We start from the raw sequence: 23,381 nt of genomic DNA on the forward strand, positions 1-23,381 counted from the left end.
AATCGCTGCGTTGCAGCCAATGTTATCAGGCCAGTCATTCATAGTCACGGGGAAGCCTTGATCACATACTCCTCTTTCGCCGCACTCAGGCCAGACAATTTCTTTCGGTAGTTCACCAAGGATCTTGGTCACCGGCAGTTTCAAAAACTACCTGCCCTGGCGGTACTTGCATTGCGACAAGGGAAACTTCCTTGACTCTATTCTGGCTAAGGACCACAAAAGTGCATTGGTGAAAGTTATTCGTCGCCGCGATGCTGCCGGCTTCGATGATCCAATGGCCTTCAGAATAACTGTAGCATGTGCCCCAGCATAGGAACGGGTTTCGCTGGGGTCTTCGCTATGAGCTCGTTCCTCGCAAGCATTCGCAACTGTCACCTGACAAGCCCCAGTCATCGGGTGACCAATTAAAGAAGGCGCCGTATGAACAGCACATGGCTCATAAATTGCGTGCTTGATGCCCGATAGATCAGGTCTCAGGCTCCGCTTCATTCAGTCATTCATCGTGTTTTTGCGCCGCGTTCTTTGCCTGATCCCGACACTCTTGGTGTTGCTCTCAGGAACGCAGCTTCCTGCCCAAGTCGCAGGCAATGCCGACGGATCGGTTTGTGACGAAGGTTTCGAAAACAAGAACGGATCGTGTCAAAGAGCAAACGCACCTCAAAATGCGCATTTGACCGGCAGTTCCTATGGTCCAGTTTGGGAATGCAACCATGGATTCCAGCGTGTTGGAGATCTTTGTGAGGAAATAGCAGTTCCTGAAAATGCCTATCTTGCATCAACCGGAGATCAGTGGGCGTGCAATCGGCTGTTCCAGCGTGTCGGAGAAGAATGTGAAGAAGTGATTTCGCCTCAAAATGGGTACGTCGAAACTCGGTTTGGCGTGCAGGAAATACACTGCAACTGGGGATTTCGTAGGGAGAACCAGGATTGTGTTGCAATAGAAGTCCCAAAAAACGGTCGGCTGAGCGACAAACGAAGCTCGGATGGATGGGTATGTCTCAGAGGTTACAGGGCAGCCGAAAACGACTGTGAGCCTGTGGCGGTTCCACAGCATGCATACCTTGCACCTGAAACTTATTCCGGATGGCGATGCGAGCGTGGCTTTCGCGCAAACCGCGACAGGTGCGTTGCGATCATTGTCCCTTCAAACGCGCATTTGAATCGAAGAGGTGATGGATGGGAATGTAATAGGCCGTTCACACGACAGAACGATAAGTGCACCGAAAATGTGCCGCGACAATAGGTTGGTGGAAATCAAAACCGCCTGACATAGCCGGAAGGAGCAAGCCGTGAACCATAATTCGATTGACGAAAACCTAGGCAAAATGCTCAAAGCCGAAAGGGCTCATCGCTGGTCATACAATATAAAGATGATTATCGCGATAGCGGTGTTTGTTGCGGCGATAGTTGTAGTGGTGTTTCTCTGATGCGTAAAAATGCCCCTCAAGTAACCCTCCCGGCCTCCAAGATGTCAGCACGTGGTCTGGAACAAAGAGCATTTCAGGACCGCAGTGTTCGCAAGGCGCGGAACGCTGACGTATCTGGTGTGATTGAGGAAGTATTTGGAAAGTACCTGATTAAGGCTGGCATTCTGAGTGGTAACAGCGTTGCACGCGCATTCCCCAAGCCGCCGGCTAAAACGCAGGCAATGATTGCCGATGCAGTTGGCGAAACACCAGCATTGGCCATTGAAGCCTTAAAAGAAATTCTCGGAGAACGAGACAGGAAACGTAGCGGTCAACGCCGTTTGGAGGGAAACTCCGGCACGCTCGTTCCCAGTGAAAGAGAATATACCGAAGCATTGCGCCAGATCAGGCTCACCCCCGCGCAGGTCACATTGCTCAAAGCACTTACAATCGCAGGCAAGGACGGTCTGACCATTGGTCACTTGTCTCAGGCGGCCGGTTACAAATCGCGCGAGGCCTCCATCAAGGTCTTTAAGAAAATCGGTCTATTGATTGCGGAGTATCTAGAGCTCGAACTTCCCGAAGGCGGATCGGTACAGAATGATGGTGCCGCTCAGGTCCTGGCATTTTCTCACATCGAAAGTGACGACGAGCCAGCAACCTGGATTATGCATCAGGAACTGCGCGACGCTGTTCGTTCGGTTCTATGACGTACGTTCCAGCCCCAGCTCTTGTAGCGAACTTCGAACCGGAACAAATGTACGAAAGGTTGCTCACGTAGCTTATGTTGGAGAAAAGACCATATCCGCTCGACCTGATCTATGTACCTGTGAAACGGGCGAAAACGCTTGATCAACAAAAAGTTCTGACGTTGGCCGAAGATATCCTGAAGAACGGCCAGAAGACCCCGATACAGATACGCTCGGACAACAAGAGGTTCGTGCTGATTGAAGGCCTTCACCGACTAGAGGCCATTCGCGCCCTGGGCGGTGATACGGTCGAAGCCTATCTGGTACGCGCCAGACTACACTAAATGCCTATTGGAATTGGCGTTCGACAAAGCCTCGGAAAATGTCAGCAGACGTTGACTTCTTTCATCCCAAAGATGCAATCGTGCACAATGAAAGCTCTCATATAGAGTAATACGCTGGCAATTTTCTAACGCAGAATGGTCACGCAAAACTTCGTTTAGCCGGTAAAACGGTATGCGGCTGGCAAGGTGGTGAACATGGTGAACGCCGATATTGGCAGAGAACCAACGCAGGATGCCTGGTAGGGCATAATGAGAACTTCCATAGAATGCGGCGTTCTGAAGGTTCCACCCTTCTTCCCGTTCCCAGGTCGTGTGTTCAAACTGGTGTTGAATATAGAAAAGCCAAATACCAATCGATGATGCGACAATCATGGTCGGCAGGAAAACATACGCCAACACTTCAAAGCCTCCGACCCATAAAACCAGAGCAAATAACCCTGCAATCGCGACGTTTGTTCCCATCGCACTTGCCCAGTACAGCCAGCCCGACCGCATGAAACCAAAAGGTAAACGGTTTTGAAGAAAGAACGTATAGATCGGCGCAACACCGAACAGGAAGATGGGATTCCGGGTTAGACGATAAGCGGCACGCCCGAACCACTTCCGCTTCAGGTATTCTTCAGTGGTCAATGTAGGGATATCACCCATGCCACGCCGATCAAGGTTACCGGTTGAGGCGTGGTGAATCGCATGGCTTTGCCGCCAAACGTCATAGGGTGTCAGGGCAAGAACACCTAGAACCCGGCCAGTCCAATTGCATACGGTGCGGTTTCTAAAAAAGGATCCATGACCACAATCATGCATTATGATGAATATACGGACCAGAAATGCGGCATTCAGGACGGCCAGAAATATTGCGATCCAGACACTAAAAGATAAAGCCATCCACGCTAGAGCCCATAGCGCGAATAAGGGGACAACGGTGATCGCAATTTCATAAATACTGCGCTTCGCATCGGGCACGCGGTATTGCGCGAGCGCCCGCGTCCAGTCTTTTGGTTGCAACGTACTTGTTCTCCAACGGCTTATAGTAGCCCAGTGTGCAAATGGGCACCCAACAAGGGTGCCCAATAAGAGGTCAGGCGAGTGCCAGATTGGCGGCGCTGTCGCGTCCGTCACGGCCAGCTTCGACGTCAAATGTAACCTTCTGACCGTCTTTCAATTCGCTAAGGCCGGAACGTTCGACTGCTGAGATATGTACGAACACATCGCGCTTGCCGTCTTCAGGCTCGATAAAGCCAAAACCCTTGGTCGAGTTGAACCATTTTACTGTGCCATTTGCCATTGTGGAGGCCTCCTAATACTTGCCGCCCGCATCATTGCGGCGACTCGGCGTGGTCGGTCTGAATCGAAAGACTGAACGCCGAGTTTGGGAGACAGCAGGTCGAAAAAGAAAAACGTAAGCCCTGTGTATATGGACTTCGAGTACACACGATACAAGCCTTGATACAACGGAAAGCAACAGAAGATCTAAGTCTGCCCAGCCCAATTTGGGACAAAGATAAGCAGAACCATTGCTCTGTGGTTCGGAAATCAGAGGTCGGCTTCCGATAAAACCTGCCGAATGCGTATGCAGCAAATTGATTGCTCAGGCACGGCAGGTAGGGCTCACTGTCCGAAATCGCCGCGTGCTTCAAGAACACCGCGGCAAGGCACAAATGTTCATTGAGTGATTGAAACATTGCTAAATCAACGAGTTGACCTCTCTAACGAACGGTAGATTCTGCGCGGCCCGAATCTTGGGTCATGCTGCGTTGGCATAGGGCGACTGCGAGCCTCAAAGTGCCATTAGTAGGTCCGTATCTGCGCAAGCATCGGGCAAGAAACGTTCCCGATGTTACAGTTGGCCGTAAGTTCATTCAGGGCGGCCTCCAATCGCTTAAGTTCGATTATCTTCATACGCACATTGGAGATATGAAGCTCGGCCAGTTCCTTAACGGATTGGCAATCCTCGCTATCACCTTCGGATAGGTTGAGAAGCACTTTTGCATCGGCAAGCGAAAAACCCATGTCTCGAAGCAGTCATCCGACGGCATTAGCGATGAGACTGGTTTGTGGTTGCGAGCGGTCATTGGGGCCGCTCTCAGGATTGGTCCGACATCGGCCCTCCCAGCAATATTCAACGAGTTTTCAAGCTTGACGCTGAGGTCCTACCGCCGTCTGACCCTCTCTCGATTGCGCTCCCGACGTTCGATGTTGATCCGGTGGTCCCGGCCCAATGCCCGGTAGAAGCCCGGTCCCTTGGACCAGTTCAGAAAATGGGCAAAGCTGTCGACCTGATCGTCGTTGCGCCCGCGTGGAAAGGACTGAAGCTCTCGTTTGAATACCGGCAGCCAGGGTGCGTCTGCAGGCAGATACACCTTGCCCTCTTCGACAGGACCGCAAGCGGACTGGAACCGGGTTTCCTTGTCTTTGTCGGGTTTAATGCGTTCGTAGGGTGCTGTCAGACGAATTCGAACCAGTCTCAGTTTACGGCGGAAACCGCGAACCTATCCGGAACAAAGTTGACGCCACTCGCTAAGAGCGGCGGCGCGGGTCAGCTTGAAGGTGTCTCGACTGGCTAGCGATCTTTCCTGGTTGAAGTGGTTGTAGACGGAGGAATGGACGGCAGCGAATTTCTGTAAACTTCGCATGCGTTTGAAGCGTTGCATCGCGCGTTCGCGTCGTCGAAATGGGAGGTGCGAATTCTCGACGCGGTTGTTGAGCCATCTGCCCGTCCTTTGTTTTTTAAGCGCGCCCATTTCTCTGAGCGCAGCCTTGTAGGAAGCGAAGCGATCTGTGACGATCTCTTCGGCGCAACCGTGTCGCTTCATCAATTTCGTGAGGAATTTCAGTGCCGCAGCTTTGTTTCGGCGTTTCGTGACAACCGCTTCCAGCACCTCGCCTTCGTGATCAACAGCCCGCCACAGATAATGCCGTTTGCCATTCACTTTCACGAATACTTCGTCCACATGCCACTTCCATTTCGAGTATGAACGAAGTTGCTGCACCCGCTTCCGCCTGATCTCAGCGGCAAACATCGGGCCAAATCTGTTCCACCAGTAGCGGACGGTTTCATGGCTCACGTCGATGCCTCTCTCATGCAGCAGATCTTCGACATTCCGAAGCGAGAGCGGAAATCGGATGTACAGCATTACCGCCAAGCGGATAACCTCGGGACTGGTTTTGAAGTACTTGAAAGAGGCAGGTCTGGTCATGGACAAAAGTTACGCAACACCCCTGCCCCGCTCAACCCAAGTTCTTCTGACAAGACCCTTTACCGCATCCAATACGATTGGCCGCTTCGTTCCGCAAAGCAGACATTGAACAGAGTTGCGACGAATGACCGTTCTGCGGGACAAATTGGTCGTTGGTTCAATGTTGGTTGGGGACCGCTCGCAGCCCGAAGCGGACCTTCGCAACCAAGCTTTGCTAACTCCGAAATACACAACGAAACGGCCAGTTGCAGAGGTTGTATCGGCGGTGGCAACCAACCATTCATGTCGTCGACTAACCTGTTCAACGTCGCACTACAACTTCTCCGAACTGATCCCACGAGGACCTAATCTTCGAAGCGTTCATTTGGCTCGACCACATTTACTTGCTTCGGAACTTGGTCGGTGTCATTCCGGTCTGACCTCGGAAAAAGCGAGTGAAATGGGACTTGTCAGAATAGCCGAGCATCAGTCCGATCTCTGCAATTGTCATCTGGTTTTGTTTGAGGTGCTCCTTGGCGACATCGATACGCAGCCGTTTGATTTCGCGCGGTAGCGTTGTGCCTTGTTTTTGAAGCGCTTTCAGAAACCGTTCCGGTTGTATTCCCAACAATCCAGCCACCACCTCTGGTCCCAAATCGGTTTCATCCAGTTTGTCGCGTAAGACAGATCGCAAAGCTGCCACCACGGTTACTTCTTCATCTTGTCGAAGTGATGCTATGGGCTTGGCAGAACCCTCAGAGACGTGGTGCAAAAACAACCATTCCACAGGAAAACTAATTTGCATTCCGGGATCAGTCCCAAGGCCAACCTCGATCCCTTTGTAGTCGATAGGCAGCCCATTGATGTATCTGCTTTCCCATCGCACACGGGAAGAGTCCCAGGACTCTCCGACGACGGTCTGCAATAGGCGTACATAGATTGCGGCACCAAAACCGGTCACCTGAATGGGTGGGACGGTTGGTTCCTGTTGCCTCTCGATACGATAAGTCGCTTTGTCTGCTTCAATGACAAGGCTGTGCCGCACAGAATTGGACTCCTGCGGCACGAGCTCAACAAAGCGGGTAAAAAACTCGAACAGCGTTTTTGTAGATTGCAAGGCTTGAGCGAAGGGCGGCCATCCTTGTAGGTCAAACGCTTCCCCTACATTCAGTCCTAGGTATCGATCCCCTGATACTTCTGAGAAAGCATTTACCAAGCCGTAAACCAACTCGGAGTGAACGAACACGGATGGGTTAGTCATCAGTTCAGCTTTCAAGCCGACCTGATCCAATGCTGGTTGCGGATTGATCTTACGTTCGGTGAGATATTGCAGAAAGGGAGCGGCTAAAGAGAGGCGAACAAAGCCCTCGCTATGCTCTCGGGAGGTGGAGTTGAAAGGCAAGCTCATAACCCTTGTTGGATTAGCTTTAAGAAGTGGCCATTTTTGCAGTCACATTCGTACATCCTAATTCAAAAGGGGCAACCGAGCCAATGAATTCCAGACTATAGTTGGCAAAACATGAATATGAAGGGAGTACTTATGTCCGGCTTACGAATGTCTCTTTGCTCGACGGCAATTGTCGCGGCAGTTCTTTCTTTTTCGGCGACCGCGCAGGCTCAGGATCAAGAAGAACCCCAAACGCTGTTTACCAACGTGCATGTCTTCGACGGTGTGAATGAGCAACGCATTGAAAATGCCAGTGTTCTGGTCGAGGGCAATCTGATCAAGTCCGTCTCAACCGATGCCATTGATGCGCCGAGCGCGACGGTTATCGACGGCGGTGGGCGCACTCTGACACCGGGCTTTATAGAGAATCACGCGCACCTGATGCTCATGGGGCCATCGATTGCCGAGATGGAAACCAACTCGACCTGGGAGGATTTCGCCATCCACGGGACCCGGATGGCCGAAATGTACCTGATGCAGGGCTTCACGACCGTTCGCGATGCCGGGGGCGCTGGCGGCGGGCTGCGGCGCGCAATTGACGCCGGCCAGATCGTCGGCCCCCGCTTTTATCCTTCCGGGGCATTTCTCGGAACACGTGGTGGTCACGCCGATTTCGCATCCTTCACATCTCCGCCGGGTGGGGTGACCAACTTTGGGACTCTGAATATGGCCCAACAGGTCAACGGTGTTGACGAAATTTACATGTATGGCCGCAACAACCTGCGCATGGGTGCCACGCAATTGAAGTTCATGCAATCAGGTGGGGTGATTTCGGCATTCGATCCATGGCAGTTGCTCGCCGGTTCGAAAGAAGAGATCGAGGCCGCTGTTCAGGTTGCCAACGAGTACGGCACCTATGTCATGGCACATTCCTACCGCAAAGAAGCGATCATCAATGCCCTGAATGCAGGGGTCAGAACCATTGAACACGGATTTCACTTTGACTGCGAGATTTCTGCTTTGATGAAAGAAAAAGGAGCGTACATCACGACGAACATCACAGCATTTGATCCAGGCCTACTTGATGTTCCTTCCGTGAAAAACAACCCCAACAGTTTGAGGAAGGCCAAATCGGCCTCGGCGACCTTCGAAGCCTACATTCCAAGTATGAAGGAATGCCCGGCGCCGCGCGGTTTCCAAACCGATTGCGTCGGCTCGGTCGAAGCGTGCAACATCCAGATCGCCTACGAGAAACATCTGAATAACCATTTCTTCGGCCCCTATGCGTCGATGGTAACCCTAACTTCGGTAGGTGGCGAGATCGCGGCACTTAGCGGTGATTTCATGAACCCCTATCCGGAAGGCAAACTGGGTGTGATCGAAGAAGGCGCCTATGCCGACATCCTGCTGATAGACGGCAACCCCCTCGAAGACTTCTCTGTCGTTGGAACAGGCGATCAGTGGTTCGGTGCGGACCCGAGGCCGGACAGCCCGGAAACAATCCGCCTGATCATGAAGGACGGTGTGATCTACAAAAACACACTGGATTGACCAGATAAAGCAGCCGGAGAGCATTCATGCGAAATTGGTTTTGCTCCGCAGTATTCGCAGGGTTGGTTTTGTGCGGTTATAATGCTGCGGCGACGCCTGGAACCGCGTTGGACTGGGCAGATCTGCCAGATCCGTCTGCGCAGGTCTTTGATGACCCCTATCGTGAACTCAGCCCCGAACAGTTCGACGATGTTCTTTTCGTTGTGCGTATACGCGGCAGGTTGCAGCAGGAGGTTGGCAGCGCCGAAGAACGGCAGAAATGGCAATTGCTTTTAGCAGAGACCGAAGACGCCTTGGTGTCAGACGGAATTGACGTCGACTGGTTACTCGATCAGCGCGAGGTTGTGACTGAACGTCGAAGAAAGGCTGGAACGAGCGGAAACCCGCAATTCGACGGCAGAACAATCACACTCGCGGGCTTTGCCATTCCTGCTCCAAGCGATCCGGACGGCCGGCCTGTGGCGTATTTGGTGCCAGAAAGAGGGATGTGCAGCCACATGCCTCCACCTCCGCCTAACCAGATGATCCGTGTGCGGTTGAACGGGGACTGGGCGCCTAGCTATTTCCACGAACCCGTTCGGCTGACAGGCACGCTGACTATCGATCCTTCCGTTCATAATATGATGGTTGTGGATGGCCTCATGCCTATGAATGCGACTTTCCAGCTAGAGGCGGAACGTGTCGAAACTCTGGAAACCGAGGCAGACAGGTTGGAATGGAAGCAGCGTGCTGCTGATCGCATCCGCGCGGCAGGAAATCGCAAGACCGGTGGGGCACAGGCGTCAAAATGATAAGACTTCTGGTTGCCGCATTGAGCCTTGCATTTGCTGGCGCAGCGTCGGCTCAGGGACTATCCGGGCCATCTTCAGTCGAAGCCGATCTTGCGCCCGGAGACGGGCTCACCGATCCGCAATATCGTTCCGATTTTCCACGCAACATCGCACCGGGTTGGTTTCAGTGGAAAGACCGACTGGCTGAGGGTGGTTTTCGGTTCAACATTGACTACCTGGCATTGGGCCAAACCACGGATGCTGATCTGGGAACCGGCGAAGCAGCCAGCGGAATTGCGCGGTTCTACGGCAGTTGGCAGGCAACTGAACGGGGGTCTCTGACATTCAAGATCGAAGACAGGCAAAGTTATACTGACGTTGCTCCGCAATTTCTCGGGCTGGATGGCGGAGCCCTTTCAATCACGGGAACAGCCTTCAATGACAACGGTTTGCTTCTGACCAATTTGTTCTGGACCCAAAGGGCTGAGAATGGGTCGTGGGCGCTGCAAGTCGGCCAGATTGATGTAACGGACTTTGTGGATATCTACGGGTTGGTAAGCCCCTACAGTGGTTTTCAAAACCTGTCTTTCAATACCAACCCGACAATCAACACGCCCAACCAAGGCCTTGGTATTGCCGGTGGGGTAAAGCTGAGCGAGAACCTCTACGCCGTTGCCAGCGTATCAGACGCAAACGCCGACCCGTCCGATCCAAACTTTGATGTGTTTAGCGATGGCAATCTCTTCAAGTCGCTCGAACTTGGGTACACGTCCGGCTTTGATCGCATCTACTTCGACAATATCCATCTGACCCTCTGGCATGCGGATGCGGCTGACGATGGCAGTCGAGCAGAAGATTACGGCGCAGCGTTTTCCGCCGCATGGTTTGTTGACAATAAATGGATGCCGTTCTTCCGTGCAGGGGCCTCGAAGGGAACCGCAGCGCTTTATGAACGGTCGATTTCTGCCGGTCTCGGTTACTATGGTCGCAACACCGATTTGGCCGGTCTGGGCCTAAACTGGGCCGAAGCAAGAGGCATAGATGGCGATCAGTTCACGCTTGAAGCTTTCTACCGCTTTTCAATCTCACCCGGACTGCAGATCACGCCATCGGTACAATTCATTTCCGACCCGCTTCTAAATCCCGATCAGGACCGGATTACCCTGTTCGGTCTAAGAACCCGGATCGTTTTCTAATGCGGGGTGAAGGCAGTCACTAAGGGGTGTGCCAAAGGGCAACTAAGAGAGATCAAGCGCGTGCCGGAATTTTCAACGCCGGTCGAATGAAGTTGGGAAGCAAAGGAACAATCTATGAAGATTGCATACGGAATTCTTGCAGCCTTAGCAGTTGTGTTTTTCATCCTTGGAGGCAGCGATGCCCATGCCAAAGACAACAAGGGTAAAAAGCCGAACAAGGGGGGCAAGAACGGTGATGTCAGCATTCAGATAGAAGACAAACCCGGCATAGGCCCAAAAGCTGTACCACCTGGACAGATCAAGCGCTACACGCGCGGTGCCAAGCTCCCATCTGACCTGGAGTTCGAGGATATTGGGGACCTTTCCAAATGGAAGCTTGGGGAGCCGGGCAAAGGAAACCGCTACATTCTGGTCGATGACGAAGTCCTCGAAGTTACGAATGACCTGTCTACCGTGGTCGATGCCGTCGGCATCGTCGGTGATCTTCTAAATTAGGCGAAAGTACGATGTTTCAGGGCAAGAACTACCTCGTTTGCCCTGACGCTGGCCGGGGCGATCATTTGTGAACCCCGGCCCAAGTTCAAAACCCGGATCCGAGGCGCTACGATGATAAAGGCCCTTCTTGTTCTTTTTGCGCTTGCTACCTTTTCGTCAGCACGCGCCCTACTCGCTCAGGAAAACGGTGCAACTGAAGTCCCGCAAACAATACGCTTTGAGGGCTATGTATAGCCCAGTCGCGAAGCAGAACTGTCGCCTTTGGTGGACAATGTGGTCAACCGGACTTTGCAAAGTCTGCTTTCTGCGCATTGTAGTCATTGGGACATCACGCAGCATCGGTCAAAATGAGCTCGTTGTCGCCTTTCGTTACTTTTCACATTAATGACAGGTGGCAGCCCAAACCGGTCATTCACAACTAGACTTTGCAAAGTCCGAGGGACGGAATAGGCGGACTTTCTTGCCTATTTGAAGATCATGCAAACTTCATTCAACTTGAGAACCGGTGTGGTAGCTTGGTCGAGTGAGTTCATGAGATCAGATCATTCCAATTGGAGAACGACCATGCGTCATATCGAATTATTTCGGATATTACCAAAGGCGACCATAGCCTTTGTGGCTTCAGTATCGATGGCCTGGGGATGCACTGGCATCATGTTGACAGGGCAGGATGGAAGCATCGTTCGCGCAAGGACCGCCGAATGGGGGCCGTTCGATCTTGAGACAAAGATCAACATTATTCCGCGAGGTTTCACGTATACCGCAGGCGAAATGCCAGATGGGCAAGACGGAGCAAACTGGACCGGCCGATTTGGAATGGTCGGTATCAGCATGTTGGATCATGGGGCTCCCGCAGATGGCATCAACGAAGCTGGGTTGACCGCCGGGCTGTTTTATCTGCCCGGATTTACTGAGTATCAGGAGTACGACCCTGACCTTTCCGACAACACGATTCCCGGCGATTTGCTAGCCAGCTATGTTCTTTCCCAATTTGAGACAGTTGAAGAGGCTGCCACCGGGTTGGCGAATGTCCGTGTTGTCGGGGTCGTAGATGAGACTCTCGGATTTCCCTTCCCATTTCATATGTTGGTTGCTGACCGGTTCGGCGGCAGGATCGTTGTCGAGTACATTGACGGTGAACTGACGATTTTCGATGCTCCGCTTGGCGTGATCACCAATTCGCCAAACTACGATTGGCACATGACGAACCTAAACAACTACGTAAACCTGTCGGCCCTTGGGCTTCCGGAAGTTGAGGCAAGTGGCGTTACTTTCGCGCCCCTTGGCGCTGGGAGTGGAATGATAGGGCTGCCAGGCGACTTCACACCCCCATCCCGGTTTGTCCGCGCAGTCGCCTTTTCCCAGACGGCGCGGGAGACGCAAGGTGGCTATGACACCGTGCGCGAGGCGTTTCGCATTCTGGATAATTTCAACATTCCGGCCGATGCAGCGGAGGGCGCTCAAGACGATGTGCAGTCGGACGACCTGCTTTACAGCGCAACTCAGATCACGACCGCTGCGGACTCCCTCAACCTCGTCTACTACTATCACACGATGTACGACAGAACGGTGCACATGGTCGATATGAAGCAGATTGACTTCGGAGCTATGGGAGACGAGATGATCGTCTTTGAAACCAGCGGTGATCGCGAACCAACGTTAGTCGATGTGACCCCAACGAATTGACGTTTTACCACGCGGGCCGTGGCGGCATCACCGCTGGCTGCGGCCCAATAAAACTTCGGAATGGAGGGTTTATCGCTCCAGCGAATTAACGGCGCTAGGCTCGAAGCCGCGTTCACCACTGTTCGCTCTAGTGACTGGAGCAGCCCTAATCGGACATTCCAAACTGAACTTTGCAAATCCCGACAAGCGGACATAGCATTAGTTCGCTGCATTTGCTCGAATCTCGGCAATTTCGCCAGTGGTTGGACTAGCATCGAGCTTTCAGCGAGACCTTCGAATTTTGCCGGTCATTCGCAAGCCATCACGAATGTTCAGTCCCATCATCGTGAGATTGGTTGCCCCAGCGATCAATTCGATCACCTGTACCGTGTAAAATGTGCTGTCGAATTCGCCAGCGGCAGCCTTGCCGGCCAGAAACCAGGCGGCTGGTACGAGGATCAGCAAACCATTCAACGCAATGATAGGCATTCGGGTTTTCTTGGCTTTCGTAAGCGCATCTTTGCGTTTCCTGCCCATTGCCATGCCCGATCCGCCAGCGATGGCCATTGCCGGGATGAGGATGAACATGCCTTTCAGGATCAATGCCTTGACGGTCGCGACTGTTTCATGGCTCGCAAAGAGCTCGCTGGTGGCTGTTGATGTCCAGAAGAGGAGGATCATCACAAAGCCGATGCCGCCCGCGATGGCGTGAATCTTTGTTTTCATAGCGGTTCACTCAAATTGGCTTTTGGAAAGGATTTCGTCAGGCCGTGCAGCAATTCGGCACGGCAACCTTCTCGAACAGATGGGGGGCGGTCACAGCGCTTGAGGGATAGTGGCTGAGCTGCTGCTGAAACTCGGGGTTTGAAAACGCAGCGCGGAAGTCCGAAACAGACACCCAGACCGCGTAGTTCAGATACATGCTGCCGTCACCAATTGCCTTATGCAGCTGAGTGCTGATGTAACCAGGCTGCTTTTTCATCCATTCGGCATCGCTCTTCCAGGCTTCGACTAAGGCGACTTGGTCAACGGGATCGACTGTGAAGAGATTGACGAGAACGACGGGTCCAGCGTCGATACCCAATTGCCGTTCAATTGGAAACTCGGGGTCGAGGGGTTTGAAACTGACCATTTCGCTGCTCCTTGAAAGTAGCTTCATTTTGGTGTCATGTTGTCATATTTAGGATGCATCAAACACAATGACAACACGTTGTCAAATAAAATGAGGAGCCGATATGCCTAACGAGCAAAGGACCGAAGCAGGAGAAGCCGTGACAACGCTGATACTGGATGTGTTTCGGCTGAACGGTCGATTGCAGCTTGCCGGTGATCGCCTCGTATCAGAACTTGGTCTGACAAGTGCCCGATGGCAGATCCTTGGCGCCATCGCCTATTCTGATCGACCGGAATCCGTTGCCTGGCATGCACGGACGATGGGCGTTCACCGGCAGGGCGTTCAACGGATCATCAATGAAATGAGCAAAGAAGGCATAGTGGAGTTTCAGCCGAACCCACACCACAAGCGGGCACACCTAGTTGTACTGACCCAAAAGGGGCAGGTGTTGTACGAAGCCGCAATTGCGAGGCAAATCCCATGGGTGAATGAACTCTCGGAAGGCCTGTCGCCAGATGATATTGCGACAGCGCAAAATGTTGTTGACCGTCTCAAAACACGTCTCGAAGAAGCCTCAACGCGACAAGATCAGAACCCGACCCAAAGCTAACACTCGTACAGAGTGCAGCATCGAACGTTCTGGGTTCGGAGCAGACATTCGAAGTTCACAATAAGGAGCCAACGTCTGCGTTGCGGACAAAGCTGACTCTGCAGGTCTGGCTACGAGTTCACTTCCTAGCAATAAATTCCGTAGGCTCTATCATGCTGGCTTTGCCCCACTGTCGAAGGAAACAACATGTTGCGTTCAATGCTAATCCCCGCAGTTCTTATTGCACCTCATTGTCTGACTGCTGCAGAGAAAGTGTCGGTAACGAACTTCTATGTCGTCAACCAAGAGCAAATTTCCGCGGGCGAGGACGTGTTCTGGAAAGAGGACAACTATGGGACTTATACCGTTGACGAGGGACCAATCGATCCTGGGTTTGTCCGGTGCGTTGGCTCGGGTTTCGGCGGACCCAGCGGTGTCAGTGGCGGTGGCGTCTGCGTTTATGGTGAAGAAGAAGACACGTTCACCATGAGATGGGAGGTTGTTGCCTTCGGCGTCAACAACTGGCGGATCGTTTCCTCGACCGGCAAATACTCGGGGATGACTGGAAGTGGAACGACCAAAACACGTGTGGCGTCAAAATTCCTGGCGCTACCGCACCGTATTTCTGACTGGGAAGGCGAGGTTGCCTTGCCCGCTAGGGATTGAAACTCGAACTGAAAAGGTCGGGGATGATGGTGATTTGAAAGGTTGGCAAAGCCCGCATTGGGCTCTCGCCGGACCTACACCGCCAGACGTTTGGGAGGACGTAGCGCAGCGCTTTTCGACAGTTTGTCAAAGCTCCGCATTTGGAGCACTGGTGATAGTTTGATGTCTCAACTGCTTTCACCATCTTTGTGGCAGACAACCTCGAGCTTAATGCCGTGTGGGTCGAGCCAATAGGCCGCATAGTGGATCCCGTATTGAGGAAACTCCTGGGGTTCGTCCAGAATATGTGACTTCCGCGAGAGTGCCCAATTGTACGCCTCATGCACGATCTCACGCTTTTCCACCGAGAATGCCAAGTGCTGTAGCCCGGTAGCGTGGCGCAAATAGTGCCCATCGTCCCTCGCCTGGTAGAAGAACAGCTGCGTCCCGAGTTTCCCATCCGGTCCGTAGTTGAATGCCGGTTCGGTTTTGAACCACTCCTTGAGGCCAAGGATCGGCATTAGCTCATCATAGTAGGCCTTCGCCGCCGCAAGATCCGGCACCGCGATGCCGATATGATCTATGAATCCCGTTCTGGGCATGACTGCTCTCCAGTTCTTAGAGCCTCATGGCCCCTACCTTAGCTGTGATCAGCCAGCTGATTTGTGCTCTTGGTTTCGACATCGAGGCTACAATGATTACTCTCTACGATGCAAAATTCGAAAAGCTTGTGCTCGTTCCCGACCCTGGTTGCGTGGCTGACATCGTGTTGCACTCCGTTTATTACGCCAGCCTGTTGCTTACCTCGACCAAATTGTCATCTGGATCGCGGAAGTACACGGACATAAGCCTGCCGACGGCGCCCAGTTTCTCAGAAGGACCTTCCACGATAGTGACGTCATGCGCGCGAAGCGTCGCGGTGATTTCCTCAATTGGTGTGTCGGTCAGTAGGCAGAAATTACCGCTTCCCGGAACGGTTTTATTCGCCAGATCCGGTGCTGTGCCCACACCTTGAAGACTGATTTTGTTTGAACCGAAGTGTAGGGACCATTTGCCGGGGCGTTCCTCTCGCGGGGTCATGCCTAACACTTGTTGATAGAACTCAAGCGTTACGTCGACATTATGAACGCAGAGAACGATGTGATCGAAGCCGTGGATGTTCATGGACAAAGCATACCTTTGGTCAGTTTCCCTGCAAGAGGTGAGCACCGTGATGTCGATCAGACCAAGCTGTCCGACCAAGCGGTTTTGAATTTGCTCGTTTGTCAGAGTTTCAATTGTCTTGCTCAGTATCCAAACATTTCCGAAAGGATCGCGGACGCGGCCCTCTCGCTTACCAGGAGGTCGGTCCTCGATTTCGATGACAACTTCCCCGCCGAGGTCCGTCATCGCCATGGTGATTTCATCCCGGATTTGCGAAACTCGGAGCTGACGCAGCATAAGCCCCTGCCCTGTTTTTCGAGACATTTTCAACGGCCCATTGCCGACTTTGAGCGAGGCCATCAGGTGTTGCAGCAGCAGCCCGCTTTGCCGACATTCGCTGCGGCAGCAAAATCTGGGCGAGCCTGAATTCACAGATCGCGGAAAAAACCGACTTTTGCAGCCACGACTTTTGCTCATGCTGAAAGTGCTCGCATCCGCAGCGGTAGATTTTTCGGTCGTGCAGTGATTTCCCGTTTGCGGCCATTCTACTGGGCGAATCCAGCCCGAGTTCAAGCTATGCTTTCGGTGTAGTCAGCGTTGAGAATTGAACGCCAGCGAAGCGGGCTCCCAAAAAGAGAAAACGAAATTCCGTTTTTGAATTTTTGTAACTTGCACGATTAGCAAAAACGACATCGGGTCGCTGGCAGGAAAGATAAAATGAGGAAACGGGTTTGACTAGTTCCCAGTCCATTGAGCACTTCTCATGCACCAACGTCGAATACCAGAATGGCTTCGCCATGCGCCAGCACCCAGCGTGCGGGGATTCGCCGTTCTGGCGGGAACGGAGGCGATTGCCAGGGGTATTTTGATCTCTGTCTTTCCGGTAGCGATGTACAACGCGCTGAAGGATGCGCGATTTGTATCCGAAATTTATTTCGCCATTGGCGCGGTATCACTCTTGATCGGTCTTCTGGTTCCCTACCTGATCCGGTTTGTCCCAAGGAGATGGGTCTATGTATTCGGCACTCTTTCGTACGTCGCGGGTGCGGTTGTGACGACCGTTGCGACCCCTGCTACCGTTATTGCGGGGCTTGCACTCACGACTTTCGCCGTTGTGACGACATTTGTGTGCTTCAACGCCTATGTGCTCGACCATGTTGCCAGGATTGAACTGGGACGTTTTGAGACATCTCGGCTTTTCTACAGTGCGCTGGGTTGGACGGCTGGCCCTGCACTTGGCGCGATATTGTACGAGTGGTGGCAACCTGCACCGTTCCTGATTGCAGCCGGTGCAGCGATTGTCATGCTTCTCATCTTTCTTGTTATGCGCCTCGGAAACGGCAGGCTCATCACCAGAAGCCAATGCGCTCCCGCAAATCCGTTCGCCTATTTCGGGAGGTTTTTTGCGCAACCGCGATTGGTTGCCGGATGGGTATTCGCAGTCGTTCGTTCCTGCGGGTGGTGGATTTATGTCGTATATCTGCCCATCTATGCGGTTCAGAACGGGCTAGGCAGCCAGCTTGGAGGGATTTCTTTATCGATTTCCAATGCCGCCCTGTTTTGCACCCCGCTGATGCTTAGGTTTATGCAGCGCAGTTCGGTGCGCGCAGCAGTCAGAACCGGATTCCTCATGTCCGGGCTGCTATTTCTTTTTGCTGGAGTTCCATTCGGAATCCCTGAAGTCACAATCGCGTTCTTAATGATGGGCTCGATTTTCCTGATCTTGCTCGATGTTTCCGCAGGTTTGCCGTTCCTTCTCGCGGTCAAACCTTCCGAACGAACTGAGATGTCAGCAATTTACGCGAGCTTTCGCGATGTTTCGGGTATTATTACACCTGGTGCCGCCTGGCTGGTTCTTCTCGTAGCACCGCTCTCTGGCGTGTTCGCCGCGGGTGGCGCAGGTTTGCTTTGGACGTGGATTCTGGCTCGTAAGCTGCACCCCCGGTTGGGTCAGACACGCATATCTGTCGAAAGTACTTCAAAGGCAGCTGGCAAAGTTGCTTCTGATATGGTGAGCCTGCCAAACTTAATCCATGAAAAATCAGTCACCAGTCGCTTGCCGACGGATACATAATAGAGGCCAGCCATTGAGTGACCAAAGCAACTCAGGCGTCAGTCCCGTGCGGATTCCAGAATTTAGCAGAGACGTTGGACTACAAGAAATGCCATTTCAGCGCATATGTGAAAGGCAAGCCTAACTCTTTCGACTCTGTTTCCTACACGAAAGGAATCGTTAGCCTTGTAGTCTCGGACTCTTAATCAATCGAGTACGGAAATCATCACCGAAACGCCGGGCCATGCGCCCAGACCGTCAACGAATACCGATCACCATTCTCGACCGGTGTCACCTGATGCAACAAGAAGCTGGGAAAGATGGTCGCGCTGCCCTGATGCCGACTCGCCGTTACAGCATAAGCCCCCGGCATTATCTCCAAGTCTCCGCCGTCGTACATTCCGGGTTTGCTGAGTTGAACGACCAGCGACAGCTTTCTTTTTTGGGCGACTGGCCCGTCGCCGATATCGGAATGCCACGCAAAATGACCACCATCTGATGCTTTATAGCAGGCAATCTGCGGACTTTCGGCGAACTCGCTCAGATCGAAGCCAAACTTGTCGGTGTTGGAGCGACGGACCACATCGATCAGGCGTGACATCACCCAATCAGAGCCTTCGCCGTCGTCCAGCCAGGTCACATCCGCTCTGCGCAGATTATAATCCTTGTTTTGCCCGACAAGCAGAGCCTCGTTCGCCGGGGCTTTTTGTGATGCAGCAACAATCTGCTCACATTCCCGCGCGGTAAATGCACCGGGAATCGAATGAACTTCCAGCATTCTGTACACCGTTTTTGATTGGTACTGGAATTTGCCAAAACACACAGAAGGCGCTGCGCTGTTTTCGACCTAAGAGGCCGAAAGCGACGTAATTTTTTTCCATAATCTCAAATGTTTTCGGTCACGCTATCCGGAGCGGGATTTCCTCTTCGGGGCGCTCGGATCCCAAACGGTATGCGATGCGGGATCAGGGGACGCGAGTATTGCGTCACCTGTGACTGAAATATCCAATATTCAGGCCTTGGGTTCCCCTCAGCCTCCTTTGAATCGGTGATTGTGCCCGCGCCAAGGAAGTTCGCCGGTTGTGTCCCATTCGTAATCGCTCGGGCGCAAACGTCGTTCCCGGTTTTCTTTTTCCGGGTCGAATTCGGACGGGTCCCATATCTCGGCGGCATCGTCCCAATCTTGTGGGCTTTGCAAATCCTGCTGTTTTGCTGCCGAATGCTTCACGATCCCGAACCGTTGTGACGCAATGAAACGCCTTATGTGTTCGGTAACGCGATTAATCCAACGCCTATCCATCGAAACCTCCTTTCCCTCTGCTTCGATATTTTAGGGGATCAATCTTCGTTTTCGGAGTGCCAAACCTTATGATTTTTTCTCAACTGTGCTATCGATGATCTGAATAGATGTTTGTTTTCAGTATATTGCCTCTTTGAGGGTCAGTCCCCACGATTTGGCAGATTTCTATCCCTCCTTATACTGTTCTGGTCTCGATGGACGACCGTGGAGAGAAAAATGCGTTTGCACAGGTCTTTTGGTTGGAGGTACTGGGCCATCATGGGCGGCGTTTTGATGGTCGGGATTACTGCAGGTCTAATGTTCGAGTCTGGCAAAATGCAACCCGCAGCAACCGAAGCCCTGGAGGCTTCCGAAAACTGACCATTCGCCTTCTACATGGTAAGCCGTGAGTAGTCCGCCATCTCAGGCCGTGACGGGAAACTGTTCTTTTGCAAAGGCACTCAATAGCTGGGCGGCCTTGCAGGGGAGGCTTTCAGGATCATCGTCTGCAAAAACAGCATAGGCGGCATAAGCAAACCGAGGAGCATCCTCAATCACCTTCAACCAACCGGTTTCGACTTCCTGCGCTACTACCCGCCAGGGGAAAAATCCGGCTCCCGGCTGGGCTTTCAAGTAGTTCAGGCCAAGAGTGCCAATTCCAAGCTGCAACATTGGCGTCGGAATTTCCGGAAAGTTCAGCAGGTGATCGGCACGGAACTCCGGCCCCCAGTCGATTAGAACATAGTTTTCTTCAAATGGGCTTCGCGAGGTATCAAAATCGCTGCTTACGAGTACGAAATCATCTTCGAACAACTGCATTGCGGTCAGCCCGACAGTGTTTCGCGGATCATACATCACAGCCAAATCCAGCGCGCCCGCAGTCGTTTGGCTTAGCAGTGTTTCAGTTGAAACCGTAGACCCGTGAACCGCCACATTCGGAAACGCTTGCATAAACTCTGGCATCGCGTCGATCAGGAACCCGTCCCACAAACTGGGCACAGCACCGATTTCCAGAGCAGCTTCCACCGCATCAGGCAGGGAGGCGTCGATCCGGGCCTGTGTCCAGCACCTGACAAGTGCCTGCGCGTGTTTATGAAAGCGGTGCCCGGCCGGAGTAAGTGTAGCACCCGATTTTCCGCGCTCGAACACTGGTCGTCCAAGCTGTTGTTCGAGTGACCGAATACGCATGCTCACTGTTGATTGCGTGACGTAAACCTTGTTGGCAGCCTCCAGAAAACTGCCCGTTTCGACAATCGCCAGAAATGTTCGCGCGAGTTCAATATCCATGGGGTATCTATTCGATTTTCAAATATAATGCATGAAGCAATTTCGCTATTCAACTAAAACAGTATGTGGCAGATTTGGCTCGTAGCATGAAACTGCTGCCGCTGTTCGGTTGCGACCCCAGGGTCTCAGAGTCCCCCATCTCGAAGTGAGTGTCGAAGAACGGCTCCCGGCAGCGCGAAGCATCTTTCATGCTACACGACCTGCCTCAGCTGATCGGGTACGCGTTGGCCTGCGTTCCCGATCCATAACAAGGAATACAATGTTTAGACCCTAGCTAAGCGCAGAACTGATACAATTCTGAGCTATCTCTGTTGACGGTAACAGTCAGCGGGAGTTTCGCCCCAGTGGCTGCTACCGGATTTCCTCCAGAAGCACTTTGAGGTGCGATACAGGAACACCGATGTTGGAGCCGCCAAATTCAGGTAAGATCGCGGCATTGATAGCCACCACCTCGCCATTTCGGTTCAGGGCAGGTCCGCCGCTTCCGCCGGTTGTGGTTTCAGCATCATAAACGACTGCACCGGGACTGGTCTGGGCGACGATTCCCCGGCTGGCCAGAGGCCTGATCTTGTTCTGCTCTGAAAGATTTTTTGCAATCGTCCAGAAGTCGACGGCGCCATCGCTCTCCAGCGTTTTCAGAAAATCCGGCCCGGCCTGCACAATCAAGGCCTTTAGGCCAGTTGGAAATCCAAGCAGGAAAACTTCTTCACCTGCACGCGGCGGGTCAGGTGCCAGTGTAAGCCCAAGCCCTTGAACACGGTTCGCATCAACGGACAGAAGCGCCAGATCGGCCGTTTTGCTTGCCCTAAGCAATACCGCTTCCATTGGCTCGGATTGTTCTGGCAGATAAGCCAGCAGACTAAGTATCTCGGCTTCAAGCCCTGCTGCCTTCAGGGCCTGTGCCCGATCCCCGGTCGTCCAGGGCAAGGCGACATGACGGTTGGTCACCAACAGAGAGGTGTCCTGCAAAAGAAACCCGGTCCCGGTGAACTGAAACTCTGCCGGCGCGCCTGCCGCATCTGGCTCAATCCACGGTTTCCCGAATGGAGTTTTTAGTTTCTCCCCGTCTGGGCCAAGCACATGCCGCAGTAATTTGCCGCTTTCGGTTTGACGCAATCCGTAGGCCCCTTGGATAAAGGCAATGGATCGCGTCGAGCCCGTTATTACCCGCCTGGATGCACCAGCACGCTCTTCCAATGTCCCAAGGCGCTGTTCGGTGGAAAGCACCTGATTGTCAAACGCTTCTCTGAGCGCGACCAGATCATCCGCCGTCAATGCATCTTCTCGCGTCTGCGTAAGCATGACAGCAACCGCCTCGATCTTGAGAGATTCCTGTTTCAGGCTATCCGCCAGCTTCCGATCGTTCTGAAAAAGCAAATAGCCAAAGGCTGTAATCAGTAGAAGTAGACCGATAACGGTAAACCGGAACAAAACCGTGGTTTGTGATGTCAGTCGACGTCCGCCTTCGCGCAGCGCACTGGACATTTTGCTGGCGAAGGGTCGTCGGCTGGAGCGCGCATACACATAAGCGTCACCTATTATGTCTTCGACCGTGTGATGTGCAGGGAATGAGTGGTCACACATCCTGTAGCGCGACATGGGACCCTTTTCACCAAACTCGATCATGTCGCCATGCCTAAGAACTGCCGAAGCAGTCTTTTGACCATTGACCCAGATTTCCCGGCCGGGCAGCGCGTTTAGCGTGTAACCGCCTTGCGACCATTGAAAGGTCGCCACATCTTCGTCATGTGGGGGTACATCCTCTTTCCGCCTTATCTTCAGGATACGGTCTTGACCTAGTGAAGCGGACAAAGCGGTGCCGACAAGCCAGGTTACGGTTCCGCGAGACGGACCGGTCAAGCTTTCCAGAAATGCCCGGACATTGCCCGCTCCATATTCCGTATCGCTTTCATCCGGTAACCGCATGGTTCATCTCTGATCTTATGCGTTGCAAGCAGTTTATCATGCGCAATTGTGAAGCCGCCACAGCTTCCACGGAAAATGTTTGGATCGCGAGAACGGATCGTCAAGTTATAGATGACAACCCCATTTGTCCGGCTCAACTCCGGCTTGATAGACGTTCCCTCTACACGAGCAGCAGTGACCATACTTAACGTTTGCAACACTTCTGGTACTGCGGCTGCACCAAGCGAGAAAATCGAATTCACAGGCTAGGCTCACAGTTGACCTAGGGTGCATCACAGTATCAGCGACAGGGCCAGCAGACGGCCCAGAGCCAACTTTGAACACCACATCGAATTTCTGCGGTCGCAGCCCGCTTTGCGGTCATTCGCTGCAAGAGCAGCGTTTTGACAAGGCCGAGCTCACAGTTTGCGGACGAAGCCGAAGTTCAACCCACGGACGGAAATGACTGCTCTCAGCCCCAAAACGGTCGTTCACAGTCCGACGCGGGATCGTTGGTGAGCGGACAAAGCCGCATATCGTTTGAAAACCACAAAGGTCAGTACTGCGACGCTATGCGGGCATTCAAGGCTAATCTCACAGGCCGTGTATATCTATATTGCTTTATCCCTATCAAGGCGCGCATGTCACCCACATCCTCCAAGCTCCTGACGAAGGATTTTCAGAGTT

Annotated in this window: 24 protein-coding genes; 10 read left to right on the forward strand and 14 right to left on the reverse strand. The window is 52.9% G+C overall.

Annotated elements, in window-relative coordinates; translation table 11 throughout:
• The first annotated feature begins 1,426 nt into the window (after positions 1-1,426).
• Both ACR0BI_RS05940 and ACR0BI_RS05945 read left to right on the forward strand, forming a co-directional pair.
• Positions 1,427-2,116 carry a hypothetical protein gene (locus tag ACR0BI_RS05940; protein ID WP_170648711.1) on the forward strand — a complete coding sequence of 230 codons (690 nt, stop codon included), beginning with the start codon at positions 1,427-1,429 and terminating at the stop codon, positions 2,114-2,116.
• Between the two features lie 74 nt (positions 2,117-2,190).
• The gene (locus tag ACR0BI_RS05945; protein ID WP_039524390.1) at positions 2,191-2,439 is read left to right on the forward strand and encodes a ParB N-terminal domain-containing protein; all 249 of its coding nucleotides are present in this window, start codon (positions 2,191-2,193) and stop codon (positions 2,437-2,439) included.
• On the opposite strand, the gene ACR0BI_RS05950 is transcribed toward ACR0BI_RS05945, so the two are convergent.
• From ACR0BI_RS05950 to ACR0BI_RS05975, 6 genes are all read right to left on the reverse strand, one after another.
• Complete coding sequence (locus tag ACR0BI_RS05950; RefSeq protein WP_480561253.1) at positions 2,431-3,444, reverse strand: fatty acid desaturase; 1,014 nt, start codon at positions 3,442-3,444, stop codon at positions 2,431-2,433. The genes ACR0BI_RS05945 and ACR0BI_RS05950 overlap by 9 nt on opposite strands.
• A gap of 73 nt (positions 3,445-3,517) precedes the next feature.
• Positions 3,518-3,724 carry a cold-shock protein gene (locus tag ACR0BI_RS05955; RefSeq protein ID WP_480561252.1) on the reverse strand — a complete coding sequence of 69 codons (207 nt, stop codon included), beginning with the start codon at positions 3,722-3,724 and terminating at the stop codon, positions 3,518-3,520.
• 503 nt (positions 3,725-4,227) lie between these two features.
• Positions 4,228-4,449, reverse strand: a complete 222-nt coding sequence (locus tag ACR0BI_RS05960) for a MerR family DNA-binding protein (RefSeq protein ID WP_254445547.1) — start codon at positions 4,447-4,449, stop codon at positions 4,228-4,230.
• A 140-nt stretch (positions 4,450-4,589) separates the two neighbouring features.
• Entirely contained in the window at positions 4,590-4,907 is a 318-nt protein-coding gene (gene terL / locus ACR0BI_RS05965; protein ID WP_480878419.1) for a phage terminase large subunit, read from the reverse strand.
• A 21-nt stretch (positions 4,908-4,928) separates the two neighbouring features.
• On the reverse strand, positions 4,929-5,636 hold the full coding sequence (locus ACR0BI_RS05970) for an IS6 family transposase (RefSeq protein ID WP_170565541.1): 708 nt from the start codon (positions 5,634-5,636) through the stop codon (positions 4,929-4,931).
• Positions 5,637-6,015: 379 nt separating this feature from the next.
• On the reverse strand, positions 6,016-7,023 hold the full coding sequence (locus ACR0BI_RS05975; protein WP_480561251.1) for a helix-turn-helix domain-containing protein: 1,008 nt from the start codon (positions 7,021-7,023) through the stop codon (positions 6,016-6,018).
• Positions 7,024-7,155: 132 nt separating this feature from the next.
• Between ACR0BI_RS05975 and ACR0BI_RS05980 the strand changes: the two genes are divergently transcribed.
• From ACR0BI_RS05980 to ACR0BI_RS06000, 5 genes are all read left to right on the forward strand, one after another.
• The gene (locus ACR0BI_RS05980) at positions 7,156-8,553 is read left to right on the forward strand and encodes an amidohydrolase family protein (RefSeq protein ID WP_170337131.1); all 1,398 of its coding nucleotides are present in this window, start codon (positions 7,156-7,158) and stop codon (positions 8,551-8,553) included.
• A gap of 26 nt (positions 8,554-8,579) precedes the next feature.
• Entirely contained in the window at positions 8,580-9,344 is a 765-nt protein-coding gene (locus ACR0BI_RS05985; RefSeq protein WP_170442179.1) for a DUF3299 domain-containing protein, read from the forward strand.
• Positions 9,341-10,519 (forward strand): carbohydrate porin, encoded by a 1,179-nt coding sequence (locus ACR0BI_RS05990; protein WP_170685416.1) that lies wholly within the window; start codon positions 9,341-9,343, stop codon positions 10,517-10,519. Before ACR0BI_RS05985 ends, ACR0BI_RS05990 begins: the two co-directional genes overlap by 4 nt.
• A 114-nt stretch (positions 10,520-10,633) precedes the next feature.
• Positions 10,634-11,014, forward strand: a complete 381-nt coding sequence (locus ACR0BI_RS05995) for a hypothetical protein (protein ID WP_170568694.1) — start codon at positions 10,634-10,636, stop codon at positions 11,012-11,014.
• Positions 11,015-11,578: 564 nt separating this feature from the next.
• Positions 11,579-12,700: a linear amide C-N hydrolase gene (locus ACR0BI_RS06000; RefSeq protein WP_170403733.1), complete on the forward strand. Its 1,122-nt coding sequence runs from the start codon at positions 11,579-11,581 to the stop codon at positions 12,698-12,700.
• 261 nt (positions 12,701-12,961) lie between these two features.
• Here ACR0BI_RS06000 and ACR0BI_RS06005 read toward each other — a convergent pair whose 3' ends face one another.
• Positions 12,962-13,405 carry a hypothetical protein gene (locus tag ACR0BI_RS06005; RefSeq protein ID WP_170403736.1) on the reverse strand — a complete coding sequence of 148 codons (444 nt, stop codon included), beginning with the start codon at positions 13,403-13,405 and terminating at the stop codon, positions 12,962-12,964.
• 37 nt (positions 13,406-13,442) lie between these two features.
• Entirely contained in the window at positions 13,443-13,811 is a 369-nt protein-coding gene (locus ACR0BI_RS06010) for an antibiotic biosynthesis monooxygenase family protein (RefSeq protein ID WP_170403739.1), read from the reverse strand.
• A 103-nt stretch (positions 13,812-13,914) separates the two neighbouring features.
• Between ACR0BI_RS06010 and ACR0BI_RS06015 the strand changes: the two genes are divergently transcribed.
• Both ACR0BI_RS06015 and ACR0BI_RS06020 read left to right on the forward strand, forming a co-directional pair.
• Positions 13,915-14,403, forward strand: a complete 489-nt coding sequence (locus ACR0BI_RS06015) for a MarR family transcriptional regulator (protein WP_170403742.1) — start codon at positions 13,915-13,917, stop codon at positions 14,401-14,403.
• A 198-nt stretch (positions 14,404-14,601) separates the two neighbouring features.
• On the forward strand, positions 14,602-15,048 hold the full coding sequence (locus ACR0BI_RS06020; protein ID WP_480668035.1) for a hypothetical protein: 447 nt from the start codon (positions 14,602-14,604) through the stop codon (positions 15,046-15,048).
• Positions 15,049-15,215: 167 nt separating this feature from the next.
• Here the strand turns inward: ACR0BI_RS06020 and ACR0BI_RS06025 are convergent, their stop codons facing one another.
• Both ACR0BI_RS06025 and ACR0BI_RS06030 read right to left on the reverse strand, forming a co-directional pair.
• Positions 15,216-15,629: a VOC family protein gene (locus ACR0BI_RS06025; RefSeq protein ID WP_170403748.1), complete on the reverse strand. Its 414-nt coding sequence runs from the start codon at positions 15,627-15,629 to the stop codon at positions 15,216-15,218.
• 181 nt (positions 15,630-15,810) lie between these two features.
• Positions 15,811-16,743: a VOC family protein gene (locus tag ACR0BI_RS06030; protein ID WP_480878263.1), complete on the reverse strand. Its 933-nt coding sequence runs from the start codon at positions 16,741-16,743 to the stop codon at positions 15,811-15,813.
• 190 nt (positions 16,744-16,933) lie between these two features.
• Between ACR0BI_RS06030 and ACR0BI_RS06035 the strand changes: the two genes are divergently transcribed.
• Positions 16,934-18,244, forward strand: coding sequence for an MFS transporter (locus ACR0BI_RS06035; RefSeq protein WP_170403751.1), 1,311 nt, complete (start codon positions 16,934-16,936; stop codon positions 18,242-18,244).
• A 205-nt stretch (positions 18,245-18,449) separates the two neighbouring features.
• On the opposite strand, the gene ACR0BI_RS06040 is transcribed toward ACR0BI_RS06035, so the two are convergent.
• The 4 genes from ACR0BI_RS06040 to ACR0BI_RS06055 form a co-directional block, all read right to left on the reverse strand.
• The gene (locus tag ACR0BI_RS06040) at positions 18,450-19,001 is read right to left on the reverse strand and encodes a 2OG-Fe(II) oxygenase (protein ID WP_170403755.1); all 552 of its coding nucleotides are present in this window, start codon (positions 18,999-19,001) and stop codon (positions 18,450-18,452) included.
• A 252-nt stretch (positions 19,002-19,253) separates the two neighbouring features.
• Entirely contained in the window at positions 19,254-19,523 is a 270-nt protein-coding gene (locus tag ACR0BI_RS06045; protein WP_170403758.1) for a hypothetical protein, read from the reverse strand.
• A gap of 402 nt (positions 19,524-19,925) precedes the next feature.
• The gene (locus ACR0BI_RS06050) at positions 19,926-20,789 is read right to left on the reverse strand and encodes a LysR family transcriptional regulator (protein ID WP_170403762.1); all 864 of its coding nucleotides are present in this window, start codon (positions 20,787-20,789) and stop codon (positions 19,926-19,928) included.
• Positions 20,790-21,140: 351 nt separating this feature from the next.
• Positions 21,141-22,715 carry a trypsin-like peptidase domain-containing protein gene (locus ACR0BI_RS06055; RefSeq protein WP_170403765.1) on the reverse strand — a complete coding sequence of 525 codons (1,575 nt, stop codon included), beginning with the start codon at positions 22,713-22,715 and terminating at the stop codon, positions 21,141-21,143.
• Positions 22,716-23,381 lie beyond the last annotated feature (666 nt).

The organism is Ruegeria sp. E5 (assembly GCF_056534105.1).

Coding starts and splice junctions, on each gene's coding strand:
- ACR0BI_RS05940 (WP_170648711.1), top strand. CDS start 1,427: ATGCGTAAAAATGCCCCTCAAGTAACCCTCCCGGCCTCCAAGATGTCA.
- ACR0BI_RS05945 (WP_039524390.1), top strand. CDS start 2,191: ATGTTGGAGAAAAGACCATATCCGCTCGACCTGATCTATGTACCTGTG.
- ACR0BI_RS05955 (WP_480561252.1), bottom strand. CDS start 3,724: ATGGCAAATGGCACAGTAAAATGGTTCAACTCGACCAAGGGTTTTGGC.
- ACR0BI_RS05960 (WP_254445547.1), bottom strand. CDS start 4,449: ATGGGTTTTTCGCTTGCCGATGCAAAAGTGCTTCTCAACCTATCCGAA.
- ACR0BI_RS05970 (WP_170565541.1), bottom strand. CDS start 5,636: ATGACCAGACCTGCCTCTTTCAAGTACTTCAAAACCAGTCCCGAGGTT.
- ACR0BI_RS05975 (WP_480561251.1), bottom strand. CDS start 7,023: ATGAGCTTGCCTTTCAACTCCACCTCCCGAGAGCATAGCGAGGGCTTT.
- ACR0BI_RS05980 (WP_170337131.1), top strand. CDS start 7,156: ATGTCCGGCTTACGAATGTCTCTTTGCTCGACGGCAATTGTCGCGGCA.
- ACR0BI_RS05985 (WP_170442179.1), top strand. CDS start 8,580: ATGCGAAATTGGTTTTGCTCCGCAGTATTCGCAGGGTTGGTTTTGTGC.
- ACR0BI_RS05990 (WP_170685416.1), top strand. CDS start 9,341: ATGATAAGACTTCTGGTTGCCGCATTGAGCCTTGCATTTGCTGGCGCA.
- ACR0BI_RS05995 (WP_170568694.1), top strand. CDS start 10,634: ATGAAGATTGCATACGGAATTCTTGCAGCCTTAGCAGTTGTGTTTTTC.
- ACR0BI_RS06000 (WP_170403733.1), top strand. CDS start 11,579: ATGCGTCATATCGAATTATTTCGGATATTACCAAAGGCGACCATAGCC.
- ACR0BI_RS06005 (WP_170403736.1), bottom strand. CDS start 13,405: ATGAAAACAAAGATTCACGCCATCGCGGGCGGCATCGGCTTTGTGATG.
- ACR0BI_RS06010 (WP_170403739.1), bottom strand. CDS start 13,811: ATGGTCAGTTTCAAACCCCTCGACCCCGAGTTTCCAATTGAACGGCAA.
- ACR0BI_RS06015 (WP_170403742.1), top strand. CDS start 13,915: ATGCCTAACGAGCAAAGGACCGAAGCAGGAGAAGCCGTGACAACGCTG.
- ACR0BI_RS06020 (WP_480668035.1), top strand. CDS start 14,602: ATGCTAATCCCCGCAGTTCTTATTGCACCTCATTGTCTGACTGCTGCA.
- ACR0BI_RS06025 (WP_170403748.1), bottom strand. CDS start 15,629: ATGCCCAGAACGGGATTCATAGATCATATCGGCATCGCGGTGCCGGAT.
- ACR0BI_RS06035 (WP_170403751.1), top strand. CDS start 16,934: ATGCACCAACGTCGAATACCAGAATGGCTTCGCCATGCGCCAGCACCC.
- ACR0BI_RS06040 (WP_170403755.1), bottom strand. CDS start 19,001: ATGCTGGAAGTTCATTCGATTCCCGGTGCATTTACCGCGCGGGAATGT.
- ACR0BI_RS06045 (WP_170403758.1), bottom strand. CDS start 19,523: ATGGATAGGCGTTGGATTAATCGCGTTACCGAACACATAAGGCGTTTC.
- ACR0BI_RS06050 (WP_170403762.1), bottom strand. CDS start 20,789: ATGGATATTGAACTCGCGCGAACATTTCTGGCGATTGTCGAAACGGGC.
- ACR0BI_RS06055 (WP_170403765.1), bottom strand. CDS start 22,715: ATGCGGTTACCGGATGAAAGCGATACGGAATATGGAGCGGGCAATGTC.